Origin of the sequence: Enterococcus sp. DIV0800 (genome assembly GCF_050559735.1) — a bacterium.
Taxonomy (GTDB): Bacteria; Bacillota; Bacilli; order Lactobacillales; family Enterococcaceae; genus Enterococcus_A; species Enterococcus_A devriesei.
This window is the reverse complement of record NZ_CP187898.1, coordinates 1,128,258-1,140,334: the sequence shown is the minus strand read 5'-3', so window position 1 is coordinate 1,140,334 and position 12,077 is coordinate 1,128,258. Positions and strand designations below refer to the sequence as shown.

The window sequence follows — 12,077 nt, the reverse complement described above, 5'->3', positions numbered from 1 at the left end:
TTGTAAACAAGAACTCAACAAGAAAAGGTGGAAATTATTATGTCTCAATTTTTAGACTCATTGAAAGATCGCCGTTCATTCTACGCATTAGGACGCGACGTTAAATTATCAGAAGAAGAAATCACAGAATTAATCAAGGACACTGTTAAAAACAGCCCAACTGCGTTCAACGCACAATCACCACGTGCTGTTATTCTTTTTGGCGATGCTCACGAAAAACTATGGAACATTGTTGAAGATGCTTTGAAACCATTAACACCAGCTGAAGCTTTTCCTAACACTCAAGCTAAAATTGCTGGCTTCAGAAACGCTTTAGGTACTGTAATGTTCTTTAAAGAAACTGATACAGTAAAACATTTACAAGAACAATTCGCTTTGTATGCTGACAACTTCCCAGATTGGGCAGAACAATCAAATGGGATCGCAACAGCTAATGTATGGACTGCTTTAACTACAGCTGGTCTGGGTGCAAACCTACAACATTACAATCCAGTAATCGATGATGCTGTAGCAAAAGAATGGGATATCCCAGCAAACTGGCAATTACGTTCTCAACTAGTCTTCGGTTCTAAAGAAGGCGAAGCTGGAGAAAAAGAATACTTAGCTGATGACGAACGTTTCCGTGTATATCGTTAATCTGATCTAAATAAACAGCGAGGCCTAGGCCTCGCTGTTTTTGCGTAAAAAAGATGGTGTCTCCACCATCTCATCGTCCGTCTTTTGGTTCATCATCTTTTGTTAAAATTTCCAGCTTAGTGCCTTCAACTAGATGCGTAGAAAGAAAGACCACCATTTCTGTTAAAGGATAATTAAAGGTCAAAATCGGTCCTCGACGATCCTTGCGAAAATAGTTTAACTTAATCAAACCACTTTCTTCCTGATATAAAACAACTCGCTCAATTTCCTTAAACGGAATACCCCGATTGTCTAGACTAAACAAAAGTAAACTATCTTCTGTGAAGCCCCTCTGATCCAACAAGAAACTCAACATGATCAACGCAGCTAAAATAGTGCGTACACGTTCATTAAGATCTTGCCAACTACTAAAGCCGATCCATAAAATCAAAAACGTCAAAAAAAGATAAAATGGATACATCTTCTTTTTCTGTAAAACAGGAATCACAATTGCCTTACGTGTCAACAGTAAAAAAACATATAGGACAATCGTGAAAAACAGCAATAATAAAGTAAATATATTCAAAAGAACCGCCTTCTAACTTGGGATGAAATTAGAATATTTTACCACGACCATGTTAGATTTGTCATCTCGCTGCTCTTGATCAATATCTTCGCATTGATTGATTCGAACAACCGCACAGTTGGTCATCTTTGAAATGACTTCCCCTTCAACACTTTCCTCGAAGCCAATTGGATGGCACCGATAACTTCTTCCAAGTTCAATTTCTTCTTCATTCATAAATAAGCCCTCCAGTATCGACATTCATTTGTTCGTCTAGCTTTTGGATCAATTTAAACGCATTATACCTAAGTATGGAATGGTTTACAATTGAAACTGCCTATTTAGTCGCAAAAATACACTAAATCAGGTAGAATTATTTTAGAGAGGTGGTATTTTATGTCTAATTTTTTAGATTCAATTAGAAAGTATGGGTATTTGCGCAGTGCCTGTTATCTGATTCTTGGTATTGCTATTTTGCTTTCTCCGAGAAGTGTTTTTAATGGGATTGTTTATATCTTTTTCTTCTATTTATTAATTTTCGGTATTCTTCAAATCATTCGCGGTTTCCGCGCAAAAAAATACACTGGAAATGTCGGTTATGAAACGACCGGGGGGATTATTCGAATCATCGTTGCCTTTATCATCTTATGGTTTTCAAGAGGAATCATCAGTATCTTACCAATGTTTTTAGGCTTCCTTATTTTAGTGTTCGCGATTGGGCAATTCATCCAGAGTTGGAACGCCAGAAAAAACGGTTTTCCTGTTAATGGACAACTGTTATATAGCGGATTGATGATCCTTGCCGGCATATTTCTGCTATTCAATCCTTTCAGCAGCTTAATGTTTCTATTTCAAATTTTCGGTTTTCTGCTAATTACGATGGCCGTTTCTGAATTTATTAATACACGACGGCTTGCGAAATAGAGAATTGTTTCTATTGTCATAAAGCTTTATACTACTAGTATCAAAGTAAGTGAGGTTATTATGAACACAGCGCAAGAACTCTATCGATTCACAAAAAAATATGGGATTAATTACAATACGGGCGAAGAAAAAGGAACGTTTTTATTTCAAAAATTTTTACAAGCCTATCCAAAAATCAATTTTAGCTTCTCCTTCATTGGCTTTCATAAATATGAAAGCGTCAAAAAGCAAGAAGGACTGAGTGCTTACGCAATTTCCGGCAATACACTTTATGTTTTAAGTAAGCAGAAGGCCTACAAATACAATCTTTATCAATGCAGAACCATTAACGGAAAAAAGAAATTGAATGGTATTCGTCTGATCCTAGACTTTGAAAACGAAACAATTAAAATCAATCTAGGCTTCGCAGATGGTGGTATTGTTTTAGCAGCTTTAAAACAAGCTGGGAAAAAATAAGACAAGATAGTTGAAGAATAGAAAAACTAGCGTTATAATTTTTTCTGTTCTCATTGGGATATGGCCAAACTGGTAAGGCGCCTGACTCTGAATCAGGTAAGTGTAGGTTCGAGCCCTACTATCCCAATTAAAAAGCTTGGTTTCTCAATTTGAGAAACCAAGCTTTTTTTTTTATTATTTTAAGGCCTTACTACTAATACGTTGCAATGAGCATTATTGACAACATAAGACGTTGTCGAACCGACCAAAGCTTGTTCAACAGCCCCTCGTCCAGTCGCGCCTAAAACGATCAAATCTACCTGATGTTCTAGTGCGTAATCCGTGATTTTGCGCTTCGGATTGCCTGAATCAATTTTGGTTTCATACTCAAACTGATTCACTCTTGAATTCGCGATTAATTGTTCTAATTCGATCTCTGCATTATTAAGATGAAATTTTAGTGCATCATTGATAAATGCCGGATCACCAATCGAGAATTTATAATCCACCACGGTAAGGATAAAAAGCTTTGCGTCATTTCGTTCAGCGACATTTAACGCTTCGTTGAATGCATCGTTGGAAGCCGGTGATCCATCTACCGCTACAAGTATTTTCTTATATTCTTCTTTCATCGTAAACGCCTCCCTATCATATAGTATACCTTATTGATATCTAATGATAAAAGTTAAATGCACGTTAAAGAAACTAGACACTTGGATTTGTTTACTAATAAAATTCATATTTATTATGTTCTCATCGTTAGTTTGCTGGCAAAACTGGCTTACAGTGGATTTCTAGATCTCCTATGTCTCATTGTTATTGGCGTTCGTTACTTTTTTATGCTTGACGCCCTTGTATTTCTATTAATTATCGTCTAATATAATTAAAAGAAAATGAGAGGATGACTAAAATGGAAAATCGATTGACCCAAACATCTCGTTTTTCTGATGGCGTAAAAGCCTGTCTGCCAACTATCATGGGCTACTTAGGTATCGGAATCGCTATGGGAATCGTTGGAAGGTCTGTTCATCTTGCAATCTGGCAGATCTTTTTAATGTCCACTCTGGTATACGCTGGCAGCGCCCAATTTATTCTATGCGGCCTCCTTTTATTAAGCGCGCCGATTTTATCCATCATTTTTACCGTCTTCTTGGTCAACTTACGTCATCTATTGATGAGCCTCTCCGTAGCTCCTTACTTTAAAGAAGATTCTTTATTAACCGGCATTGCAATCGGCAGCCTGTTAACAGATGAATCATACGGCGTTTTAATGAATACGCTGGCTCAACAAAAAAAAGTCAGTAGCACGTGGATGCATGGTTTAAATATTACCGCTTATTTAATTTGGATCGTTTCGACCATTATAGGAGCTTTATTAGGAAATTTCATTCCTGATCCGATGGTTTTTGGCTTCGACTTTGCTTTGACGTCCATGTTTTTGGGCCTATTTTTATTCCAAGTACAATTACCCTTAAAAAGACAAAAGAAAAAGACGCTCATTATTTTATTGGTTACAGTCCTTACTTTATTCTTGTCTATGAGGATTGTTTCCGCTGAGCTGGCCGTGATTATTGCTACTCTAATTGGCTGCATGACGGGGGTGCTAATCAAAGATGACTAATTCCTATTACCTACTAACTCTTTTTGGCTGTGCCGCTGTCACTTGGCTACCTAGAGTCCTACCATTTGTTTTGACAAAGGCTTTCGCTTTACCTTCAGCCGTCGAAAAATTTTTAAGCTATTTGCCAATGACCATCCTAACAGCCTTATTGCTACAAAGTTTGCTAACTTTCAAATCAGGGTCATTCCCTAGCCTCCGTTTTCCTGAAATACTCGCTTGCATCCCAGCGCTCATTGTCGGCATACGAACTAATGATTTAATGAAAATTGTTCTGACCGGGGTCGTGGCTATCGCGCTCCTACGATTATTTTAAATAACGTAAGTTATAGAGCTTATTTCTGGTTTTGCCTATATTAGTAGTGTACTATATAACAAAATATAAAAAAGGAGTAACTCTCATGAAAAAGATCGCTGGATTTTTCTTTCAAAAACCCTTAGATTTGAACCAAAAGAAATCTTTTGAAATCCATCTTCCAACCGACACTTTGTATAATGGTAACGAACCCGTCCTAGAATCCAACCGGCAGATTTTATGTGAAATTAGTAAACGGTATGACTATCCCGAAGATAGCTTACACAGCTTTTTTGTCATTACCGAGATTTGCGAGGCTGACTAAAAAATTCATAAGAACAAAATTCTGAAAAGATTTTCTTTTCAGAATTTTTTTTGTTGTTAAAATGTACTGCTATCCTTATCAGAACAATAAAAATATTTTTATTAACACAAAGATATGTTATTTATTATGATAATCTTATTTGCTATAATAGTCTTTGAAGGGGGAATTACTTATGGATATCGGCTTGGCAGTTTCTTGGGTAATTTACCTAATTTTCTTTTTTATGAGTATCATCTATTTTAGATTATTTAAAAATGAACGACGGATGATCCACCTTTATCTTTCGTTGATCCCAACATTTATATGTATTTATTTATTGATGAATTACCATCACTATCAGCCATCGGAGGGAGCTTTTTCACTTGCTTTACTGATGCTGGTCTCCCTCTTTACCTTTATGGTTTATTGGTTGATCTATTCTTTTTGGCGGAGACGCTGATTAGAAATTTGCTATTTCTTAACAAAATATTTCATAAAGCTTTGATTCGATCTATGCTATAATGGTTTTTATTTATCACAAATTTCGAAGGAGCTTTATTATGGCTATTTTATTGACATTGATATTTGATCTTCTCATGATCGCATTATTTTTGTTTCGAATGGTTCAAGGAGATCAAATTGTTTTTATCGTGAGTATTATTTTACAAGGATTAATCTTTATCGACTTATTAGCAGTGGTACTTTTACGCCCTGCTAAATCAAAAATCATGGAAAGTGATGCGTCAGAAATCACACGAAAAAAAAGCCGTAATCAAGTTAAGAGACCTCGTGGCGGTATCCTTGCCAAGATTTCTTGTATTATCGCCTTATTGGTGCTAGCTTATTATATTTATTCTGTAGTTTTTCTATTTATTTAACCTAATACACTAACTAAAAAAAGTTATGTCTAAAAACGGACATAACTTTTTTTGATGCAATAAATTAAAAATTAGTTTTAATTCACAGCCTTTTTTTATTAAAAAGTAAAATACTCAAGATAATCAATAAAACGAATAGGAGGCAACTGATGATCATTGCCGATAAGTAATCTTGAAACAACTCGGCCTTTTGTAAAAAATCTAGATTTTCTGTTGTTAGTGAGATTGGGTTGTATTTTTTTACTTGATCAAAAAGATTTAGCAATCCTAAAATCACTACACCGCCACCAGTGATCAATAATCCTTCATAACTGTTTCGTGCAACCGTCGAAGCAAAAAGAACTAGCCCCATCAGCAACATTCCAAAAAGCCACAAAGGAAAAACCGCCTGAAGCAAGTAAGGACTCTTATCATCAGGAAAGTAATAAAGAGTATAGGCCCAAGTGATCAAGAAGGATAAAACCAAACACAAACTCCACTGGAAAATCAAACTAATCAGTTTACCAATGATAACCGTCCAGCGATGCAAACCTTTGGTCACTAAGTTGATCAACGTCCCTTGATTGACTTCATTACTTACGGTGCCACTAAACATCAAAGCAAAAACAACTAAACCTATTTGGGTCATATTTTTATAAAATTGAGTCCAAGAATCAAGAGATGTCGGTTCAGGAATCGTTTGAGCCAAGGATTTACCAATCGTCATCTTAAAAATCTCTGGCGTTAACTTAGCCATTAATGGATTCATCAAGCCTAAAATCAAAAATACAATCAGCAAGATCAGCAGTCGATAGGTCCGCCAACTTTCAAATAATTCCTTTTTCGTAAAATAGATTAAATTTCTCATGACTGGACCACCTCCAGAAAAATCGATTCTAGTGATGGATCGATTTTTTTGATGACTCTTGGAAATAATTGTGTAGCTTCAAAGCTACGAAAGATTTCTTCCGCCAGTTTTTCATAACAACCAACGTAATTCACTTTAAAAAGAAATGTATCGGGATCAAAAGAATAATCCGACAGCTGTTCTTGTTCTTTTAACTGATCCAGCTCTTTGAAAAATGCCCGCAAGTCTTGCTTATCTGCGAATTGGATGTCGATTTGATCTTTCGCATACTGTTGCTTCAATTCTTCCAATGGACCACTGATCGTCAAATTCCCTTGATCAAGAATACCGACATAGTTACAGATCCGTTCAACATCACTTAAAATGTGGGTCGAAAACAAAATCGTAGTGCGGCCTTTTAAACCTGCTAAAATTTCTAAAAATTCATTGCGTCCACTTGGATCTAACGCCGAAGTGGGTTCGTCGCAAATCAATAACTCTGGATCGTTCAATAGTGCTTGCGCGATCCCCAGACGTTGCTTCATGCCCCGCGAATAACTTTTGATTCTTTTTTTGTCTAGAGAAAGTCCGACTAACTCTAGTGTTTCTGCAACTTTTTGCTGCAGCATCCTTCTCGACAATCCCGTAATTTCACCACAAAAAGTCAAATACTCTTTGCCAGTCATATAATTATAAAATTCAGGCACATCTGGTAAATAACCCGTTACTTGATTGGTTTGATTATCGCCGAAAGTCACGGGTTTGCCTTTGATCAAAATTTCACCTTGATCTTTTTGCTCCAAGCCGAGAATCAACTTCATCGTCGTCGTTTTTCCTGCCCCATTTTCTCCTACAAAACCAAAGATAGACCCAGTGGGCACAACTAAATTCAATTCATCAAGCACCTGTTTGGGCCCAAAGGCTTTAGAAACCTGTCTTAATTCCAAAATATTCATTATTCGTCGCCTCTTCCGAAAACAAAATACACCACTGGACCAATAATTTGGAAAATAATCACGACAAAAAGCCAAATTCCGCGATTGCCAAAACGATAGTTTCGATGAAGCAAAATATGTCTAACAGCCACAATCATTAAGGTTAATTCTAAAAGGATCAGCGGCAATAAAATAGGCAGATTCTCGAGTAAGAAATCAACATTAGGCATCGGCTGTCCCTCCTTTCGTTTTAATTGCTTTCAATTCATCATAAATTCTGTTTAATTCTTGCTGGTTCGAGAAATTTTCAAACAGCGGATGATCGATCACTAAATCAATAAAATCTTCCTTTAACACACTTGAGTTTCTTGGTAGTTGATTGCCAATTTCTAAATTCTCCAACCACTCGTCAATTCGATCAAAATAATCATCCCCATGCAAATCAACGGGAAATACTGTCTGTTTTATTATCTCGAGAAATTCTCCTAATAATTCAATAGCAGGCGATTCATTTTGCATTTGTGCGTATCCAAAGATCGCTGAGAGTTGAAAATTCATGAAGGCTACAGGATGGAGCGTTTCAAAATGAAAAAGCTTGGCAAAGCCTCGACCTCGTTGCACCGTTTCATTGTATTTTTCAGGCTGCTGTAATAATAGCTGTAAGTAATTGCTCAAAAAACTAAGAAAGACCGTTGTGTATTGATAGATGGCGCTTTGTAACGTAATTTGCGCTTGTTGCGGCTCACCTTTTTGTTGCTGCGCCATTGCGATCAGACTCTCGACTGGAAAGATAACTGGCACCTGTTCCCCTAATATTTCTAAAGCTTGATCAAATTCCTGCAGGGTCAATGAGCTATAAGCTTCATATTTCAGTGCCCGAGTAATCAGTTCCGGATCTTTGCTTTGGGTTCGCACATGAATAAATAATTCTCGCGCTTCTTTAGTATAACGGGTAATTCTGTCCTCACCTGGTAATAAATCCACGTGATTCAGCAAAAACAGGCCCATCTGCAAAATAAAAGGATAGCAGGAATAATAACGGCGAATGAAACTACGCGTTGTCGCTAAGACATCATCCGCTGATTTGGTTTCTAAAGAATTTTTCAGCATGCCATAGATCCGTTGTATCTCATGATTGTCCAGCTGGGGTTCATAAGTTAAAAGTGAATCAATCGTGATATCAAAATAAGCGGCTAATAATGGTAATAGCGTAATATCTGGATAGGTTTGCCCCGTTTCCCATTTTGAAACTGAAGATTTCGAAACACCCACGAAATTCGCCAGTTCTTGCTGCGTGACTTGCTTTTCTTTGCGTTTCTCCATAATGATCGTTCCAATATTCATTTCCACCTTCGATCCCTCCTTAATGTTATTTTAGAATGATTTTTGAAGAAACACAATGGAGTTGTTGTTAACTTTTGTGGCTATTAATCAACTTGTGAGCAGCAAAAAAAGACTAAAGAATAGTCTTTTAACGTTCTTCGTATTTTGAGGATAAATCATTCATTTTTCGACTGAATTTTTTCGGCAGATAAGACAATAATCCTAAAAGAATCCCAGCAATAGTCAGCTCGAGTAATAATTTTAAGGAAACTCCTTTGGTCGCAATCTCTGAGGCCATAAAAGCATAAATAAAACTCGCCGGTAGCATCGTTAAAAAGGAGATCAGACTAAATTTTTTCAAGCTCATGGGGGTCATCGCATAGGCGTAGCTTTGAATGGCAAAAGGAAAGATCGGCACTAAGCGGGTAAAGATCAAAAAAGAAAGTCCATTTTCCCGCACCCCTTTTTCAATTTTTTGAAAGGTTGGTTCACTGCCAAAGCGTTGTAGTAGATATTCACGAGCTACATATTTTCCAATCACAAATGAAATACTTGCTCCTAGTGAGGCGCCAATCACGGTTAATCCGCCACCGATCCAACCGCCATAAGCTAAGCCGCCAACAATCGCTAAAAATTGTCCCGGTAGTAAAAAAACCGCGACCACTATTGAGAGTAAGATAAAGATTAAATAGCCCCGCCAACCAAGACTTTCAAGGTAACTTCTCAGTTGTGAGATATCCGTCAATAGTGCGACTAACCCAAGCTGATTGGCAAGCACTAACACAATCACTATCAATACGAGAAATCCAATAATTTTCTTCATACTTCCTCCTCTAGTCGATACTACGAGTTAAGCCCTGCACCATTCGTTGAATGACTAATTGATTAAAGCTGGTCAAATCCAACAGTTTTTGTGGCATCTTCACTAAATAATCAGACTGCTGTGCCAACGTCAATTGTCCCTTTGACAAATTAGCTTGCTCCCCAGCAAGTTGATACTCTTCTTGGCTAAACAAATCCGGACGTTCCAAATAGACCGCTGTAGTCATGTCCCAATTGCAAAAACCGCTGAAGTGAAAAATTTCCTCGTTCCATTCAATCCAGCTTTGCAAGCTGTCTGCTATCCAGCGCAATTTGTCTGAAGTTATCAAAGAACCGGCTGCTTCAAGAAAGTCTTCCAATTCTTTCTTTGAAAAAAAGGCTTCCGCAGTCATGTGGCCATTCATGATCGTTAATTTCGCCTGACTCAGTAATACTTTTTCAGTCGCCAAGGGGTCACAGGAAAAATTCAATTCGGTCACTGGCCGTTGATTTACGAAAAGCGGCTGCGTGATTCCCCCCATCAAGATGACTTCTTGGACTTTATTAAAAAAAGCCGGATCCTTTTCTTGTGCTCGCGCTAGATTCGTTAATGCTCCCGTAGCAATGATTGTGATCTCGTTGGGGAAGCGATTGACCTGCTCCACTAAAAAATCCACCGCTTTTTCTGTGGGATAATAGGAAAAATCTAGTTGCAGCCGTGCTTGTAATTTCTGGGTCATTTGTTGGACTTCTAAAATAGTTCCGTTCCCATAGCTTAAAGTCATGCCTAATAAATTAATTTCAGGCATGCCCAATAAATAGAACAACGTCAACCCATCATCCACATCATGATTTTTCAAGCCAAAGGTATTGTCGCAATCATAAATAATTTTTCTCATTGGAATAACCCTCGATTTTCTTTGAGCCAGTCGCCAAAATACGCATTCTCCTGGTTCAATTGAGATTGAATCGCTTGCAGATCGGCCGGATGATCCATGTCTTCCAGCAGCTCTAACAAAACCACTTGATACTTACTTAACAGCTTTAATGTTTCAGTTAGCACTTCACTTTTCCCCCAAGTAATCGGTGCATCAAAAATCGGGGCTACGTTTACTTTTTCTGTCGCTCCCACTAAATAATAGCCACCATCAGGAGATGGTCCCAATACCACTTCGCTCATTTGATCAAAAGCTGAGACAATAAGCTCAGCAGTTAAATTAGGAATATCACTACCAGTCAAAATAACTTTTTGATAACCAAGCGAAAAGACCGTCGCCAGTGCCTGCTTCATTCGTTCACCAATCGTTTGTCCTTTTTGAGGAAAGGCCTTAAAGCTTTTTGGCATGAGTTGGATCAAAGAATCAGGGCTGCCTTCGTCCGAATAAGCTAAAAAGAGATCGATCCCTTGATCCGCTAGTGACGCAAATTTTTCGAAGCTATCTTGCAGCATCCACAGCTGAACTTGACTAGCTTCTGTGCCAGTCAATCGGCTTTGCAAGCGGGTTTTGACTTTATTAGGAACCGGAATGCGAGTAAATAAAATATAGGCCTGTTTATTCAAAGACTTGCTCCTTCAATGCTTGTTGTAAAAAATCTGGTTCCAAATAGCTGGTCACCTTTTCAAAAATTTCTTGATTTTTTAACGCCTTCGTCGCTGTTTGATAACTGTCATAGGCCATCGCCGACCATGCTAGTGCCCGCAGCATCAAGTAGGGATGGTAGATTCTTAGCGCTTCTTCAAAGGCTGTTCTGTCAAATCCTGTTGCGTCAAGATACTCGTCTAAAAATTGATGTTTTTCTGTTTGACTCAATAATAAATTACTGCGCCAAAGGGTCGTCGTTGAGGCCAAAAATTGCGAAATATCTTGCACCGGATGGCTGATCACAGGCTTCTCCCAATCGATCAAATAGCTTTTTTCACCGATTATGAAATTGTGAGAATTGACCTCTGTATTATTCACACACCAAAGATCCAGATCATTGAAAAAGCGCTGCTGGTCAACATTTTTTGTGCAGCGTTCTAAGGCTCTCGCCAATTCTCTTTGAGCAGTTAAAGGCACAAAATCGCTTTTTAAAACCGGTGCTAATAGCCGCTGACACTCCTCCACGCGGGCAGACAAAATCGTCTTTTTTTCTTCCACAAGAAAATCGGCGGCCAGATCATCAATCGGCTGACGATGGATCTCACCAAAAATTTTAGCAGCTTTAGCCAGATCACTGCGATAATCTAAGGGTTGTCCCACTAGAAATCCCATGATTAATAAGCCTTGCTTGAAAAACCGGTGGCTGTCATCGACATAATAAACTTTCGGTGTCCGGTCCGTTCGTTCCAGCCACCTCAACGCTTGATACTCATACTGAATTTGATTCTCCAACTGTAATTGACTGCCGTAGTTCAAACGGAAAACAAATTGTTTCTTTCCATCGGAGATCAGAAAATTTTGATTGTATTCTCCTTGTGCTAAAAATTCGACTGTAATCGGCCTTTGTAATTCTAATTTTTCAATTAAATGAAACTCTTTTAAATAAGCGGCGATTCTTGTGCGCATCTTGTGCTC

The 12,077-nt window shown here is 38.0% G+C and carries 19 protein-coding genes and 1 tRNA gene; 9 read left to right on the top strand and 11 right to left on the bottom strand.

The annotated features are described in order from the left end of the window. Positions 1-39: 39 nt before the first annotated feature. Positions 40-636: a nitroreductase family protein gene (locus IGI54_RS05595; protein ID WP_071861289.1), complete on the top strand. Its 597-nt coding sequence runs from the start codon at positions 40-42 to the stop codon at positions 634-636. 70 nt (positions 637-706) lie between these two features. On the opposite strand, the gene IGI54_RS05590 is transcribed toward IGI54_RS05595, so the two are convergent. Together IGI54_RS05590 and IGI54_RS05585 are read right to left on the bottom strand one after the other, a co-directional pair. Next, on the bottom strand, positions 707-1,201 hold the full coding sequence (locus tag IGI54_RS05590; RefSeq protein WP_430621410.1) for a hypothetical protein: 495 nt from the start codon (positions 1,199-1,201) through the stop codon (positions 707-709). Between the two features lie 12 nt (positions 1,202-1,213). Beyond that, the gene (locus tag IGI54_RS05585) at positions 1,214-1,417 is read right to left on the bottom strand and encodes a hypothetical protein (RefSeq protein ID WP_071861287.1); all 204 of its coding nucleotides are present in this window, start codon (positions 1,415-1,417) and stop codon (positions 1,214-1,216) included. Positions 1,418-1,576: 159 nt separating this feature from the next. On the opposite strand from IGI54_RS05585, the gene IGI54_RS05580 reads away from it, so the two are divergent. The 3 genes from IGI54_RS05580 to IGI54_RS05570 all read left to right on the top strand — a co-directional run bounded on the left by IGI54_RS05580 (position 1,577) and on the right by IGI54_RS05570 (position 2,687). Next, complete coding sequence (locus IGI54_RS05580; protein WP_311899469.1) at positions 1,577-2,104, top strand: HdeD family acid-resistance protein; 528 nt, start codon at positions 1,577-1,579, stop codon at positions 2,102-2,104. Between the two features lie 60 nt (positions 2,105-2,164). After that, positions 2,165-2,560 (top strand): hypothetical protein, encoded by a 396-nt coding sequence (locus IGI54_RS05575; RefSeq protein ID WP_430621409.1) that lies wholly within the window; start codon positions 2,165-2,167, stop codon positions 2,558-2,560. A 54-nt stretch (positions 2,561-2,614) separates the two neighbouring features. Continuing rightward, positions 2,615-2,687, top strand: a tRNA-Gln gene (locus IGI54_RS05570). Between the two features lie 52 nt (positions 2,688-2,739). On the opposite strand, the gene IGI54_RS05565 is transcribed toward IGI54_RS05570, so the two are convergent. Next, positions 2,740-3,171 carry a universal stress protein gene (locus tag IGI54_RS05565; protein ID WP_216429332.1) on the bottom strand — a complete coding sequence of 144 codons (432 nt, stop codon included), beginning with the start codon at positions 3,169-3,171 and terminating at the stop codon, positions 2,740-2,742. A gap of 278 nt (positions 3,172-3,449) precedes the next feature. Between IGI54_RS05565 and IGI54_RS05560 the strand changes: the two genes are divergently transcribed. The 5 genes from IGI54_RS05560 to IGI54_RS05540 all read left to right on the top strand — a co-directional run bounded on the left by IGI54_RS05560 (position 3,450) and on the right by IGI54_RS05540 (position 5,634). Then, a complete protein-coding gene (locus IGI54_RS05560) occupies positions 3,450-4,160 on the top strand; it encodes an AzlC family ABC transporter permease (RefSeq protein WP_430621408.1) in 711 nt (236 codons plus the stop codon). Then, positions 4,153-4,473 (top strand): AzlD domain-containing protein, encoded by a 321-nt coding sequence (locus IGI54_RS05555; protein WP_430621407.1) that lies wholly within the window; start codon positions 4,153-4,155, stop codon positions 4,471-4,473. The genes IGI54_RS05560 and IGI54_RS05555 overlap by 8 nt, the downstream gene beginning before the upstream one ends. 85 nt (positions 4,474-4,558) lie before the next feature. Beyond that, complete coding sequence (locus tag IGI54_RS05550) at positions 4,559-4,777, top strand: hypothetical protein (protein WP_313630059.1); 219 nt, start codon at positions 4,559-4,561, stop codon at positions 4,775-4,777. A gap of 172 nt (positions 4,778-4,949) precedes the next feature. After that, on the top strand, positions 4,950-5,216 hold the full coding sequence (locus IGI54_RS05545; protein ID WP_430621406.1) for a hypothetical protein: 267 nt from the start codon (positions 4,950-4,952) through the stop codon (positions 5,214-5,216). Between the two features lie 136 nt (positions 5,217-5,352). Continuing rightward, on the top strand, positions 5,353-5,634 hold the full coding sequence (locus IGI54_RS05540) for a hypothetical protein (protein WP_430621405.1): 282 nt from the start codon (positions 5,353-5,355) through the stop codon (positions 5,632-5,634). An 82-nt stretch (positions 5,635-5,716) separates the two neighbouring features. Here the strand turns inward: IGI54_RS05540 and IGI54_RS05535 are convergent, their stop codons facing one another. The 8 genes from IGI54_RS05535 to IGI54_RS05500 form a co-directional block, all read right to left on the bottom strand. Further along, positions 5,717-6,481 (bottom strand): ABC transporter permease, encoded by a 765-nt coding sequence (locus IGI54_RS05535; protein ID WP_430621404.1) that lies wholly within the window; start codon positions 6,479-6,481, stop codon positions 5,717-5,719. Beyond that, positions 6,478-7,416 (bottom strand): ATP-binding cassette domain-containing protein, encoded by a 939-nt coding sequence (locus IGI54_RS05530; RefSeq protein WP_430621403.1) that lies wholly within the window; start codon positions 7,414-7,416, stop codon positions 6,478-6,480. The genes IGI54_RS05535 and IGI54_RS05530 overlap by 4 nt, the downstream gene beginning before the upstream one ends. Next, positions 7,416-7,625 (bottom strand): PLDc N-terminal domain-containing protein, encoded by a 210-nt coding sequence (locus tag IGI54_RS05525; protein WP_071861275.1) that lies wholly within the window; start codon positions 7,623-7,625, stop codon positions 7,416-7,418. The genes IGI54_RS05530 and IGI54_RS05525 overlap by 1 nt, the downstream gene beginning before the upstream one ends. Continuing rightward, positions 7,618-8,739: a helix-turn-helix domain-containing protein gene (locus IGI54_RS05520; RefSeq protein WP_430621477.1), complete on the bottom strand. Its 1,122-nt coding sequence runs from the start codon at positions 8,737-8,739 to the stop codon at positions 7,618-7,620. The genes IGI54_RS05525 and IGI54_RS05520 overlap by 8 nt, the downstream gene beginning before the upstream one ends. 127 nt (positions 8,740-8,866) lie before the next feature. After that, positions 8,867-9,541 (bottom strand): TVP38/TMEM64 family protein, encoded by a 675-nt coding sequence (locus IGI54_RS05515; protein ID WP_430621402.1) that lies wholly within the window; start codon positions 9,539-9,541, stop codon positions 8,867-8,869. 10 nt (positions 9,542-9,551) lie between these two features. Continuing rightward, positions 9,552-10,418 carry a nucleoside hydrolase gene (locus IGI54_RS05510; RefSeq protein ID WP_430621401.1) on the bottom strand — a complete coding sequence of 289 codons (867 nt, stop codon included), beginning with the start codon at positions 10,416-10,418 and terminating at the stop codon, positions 9,552-9,554. After that, the gene (locus IGI54_RS05505) at positions 10,415-11,080 is read right to left on the bottom strand and encodes a TIGR04282 family arsenosugar biosynthesis glycosyltransferase (protein ID WP_430621400.1); all 666 of its coding nucleotides are present in this window, start codon (positions 11,078-11,080) and stop codon (positions 10,415-10,417) included. The genes IGI54_RS05510 and IGI54_RS05505 overlap by 4 nt, the downstream gene beginning before the upstream one ends. Continuing rightward, a complete protein-coding gene (locus IGI54_RS05500) occupies positions 11,073-12,068 on the bottom strand; it encodes a phosphotransferase family protein (protein WP_430621399.1) in 996 nt (331 codons plus the stop codon). The genes IGI54_RS05505 and IGI54_RS05500 overlap by 8 nt, the downstream gene beginning before the upstream one ends. Positions 12,069-12,077: the final 9 nt, after the last annotated feature.

Excerpts from the sequence above, each read along its gene's own strand:
- IGI54_RS05520 (WP_430621477.1), bottom strand. The coding sequence starts at position 8,739 with ATGAATATTGGAACGATCATTATGGAGAAACGCAAAGAAAAGCAAGTC.
- IGI54_RS05565 (WP_216429332.1), bottom strand. The coding sequence starts at position 3,171 with ATGAAAGAAGAATATAAGAAAATACTTGTAGCGGTAGATGGATCACCG.
- IGI54_RS05580 (WP_311899469.1), top strand. The coding sequence starts at position 1,577 with ATGTCTAATTTTTTAGATTCAATTAGAAAGTATGGGTATTTGCGCAGT.
- IGI54_RS05555 (WP_430621407.1), top strand. The coding sequence starts at position 4,153 with ATGACTAATTCCTATTACCTACTAACTCTTTTTGGCTGTGCCGCTGTC.
- IGI54_RS05525 (WP_071861275.1), bottom strand. The coding sequence starts at position 7,625 with ATGCCTAATGTTGATTTCTTACTCGAGAATCTGCCTATTTTATTGCCG.
- IGI54_RS05535 (WP_430621404.1), bottom strand. The coding sequence starts at position 6,481 with ATGAGAAATTTAATCTATTTTACGAAAAAGGAATTATTTGAAAGTTGG.
- IGI54_RS05510 (WP_430621401.1), bottom strand. The coding sequence starts at position 10,418 with ATGAGAAAAATTATTTATGATTGCGACAATACCTTTGGCTTGAAAAAT.
- IGI54_RS05575 (WP_430621409.1), top strand. The coding sequence starts at position 2,165 with ATGAACACAGCGCAAGAACTCTATCGATTCACAAAAAAATATGGGATT.
- IGI54_RS05540 (WP_430621405.1), top strand. The coding sequence starts at position 5,353 with ATGATCGCATTATTTTTGTTTCGAATGGTTCAAGGAGATCAAATTGTT.
- IGI54_RS05530 (WP_430621403.1), bottom strand. The coding sequence starts at position 7,416 with ATGAATATTTTGGAATTAAGACAGGTTTCTAAAGCCTTTGGGCCCAAA.
- IGI54_RS05595 (WP_071861289.1), top strand. The coding sequence starts at position 40 with ATGTCTCAATTTTTAGACTCATTGAAAGATCGCCGTTCATTCTACGCA.
- IGI54_RS05560 (WP_430621408.1), top strand. The coding sequence starts at position 3,450 with ATGGAAAATCGATTGACCCAAACATCTCGTTTTTCTGATGGCGTAAAA.
- IGI54_RS05500 (WP_430621399.1), bottom strand. The coding sequence starts at position 12,068 with ATGCGCACAAGAATCGCCGCTTATTTAAAAGAGTTTCATTTAATTGAA.
- IGI54_RS05550 (WP_313630059.1), top strand. The coding sequence starts at position 4,559 with ATGAAAAAGATCGCTGGATTTTTCTTTCAAAAACCCTTAGATTTGAAC.
- IGI54_RS05585 (WP_071861287.1), bottom strand. The coding sequence starts at position 1,417 with ATGAATGAAGAAGAAATTGAACTTGGAAGAAGTTATCGGTGCCATCCA.
- IGI54_RS05545 (WP_430621406.1), top strand. The coding sequence starts at position 4,950 with ATGGATATCGGCTTGGCAGTTTCTTGGGTAATTTACCTAATTTTCTTT.
- IGI54_RS05515 (WP_430621402.1), bottom strand. The coding sequence starts at position 9,541 with ATGAAGAAAATTATTGGATTTCTCGTATTGATAGTGATTGTGTTAGTG.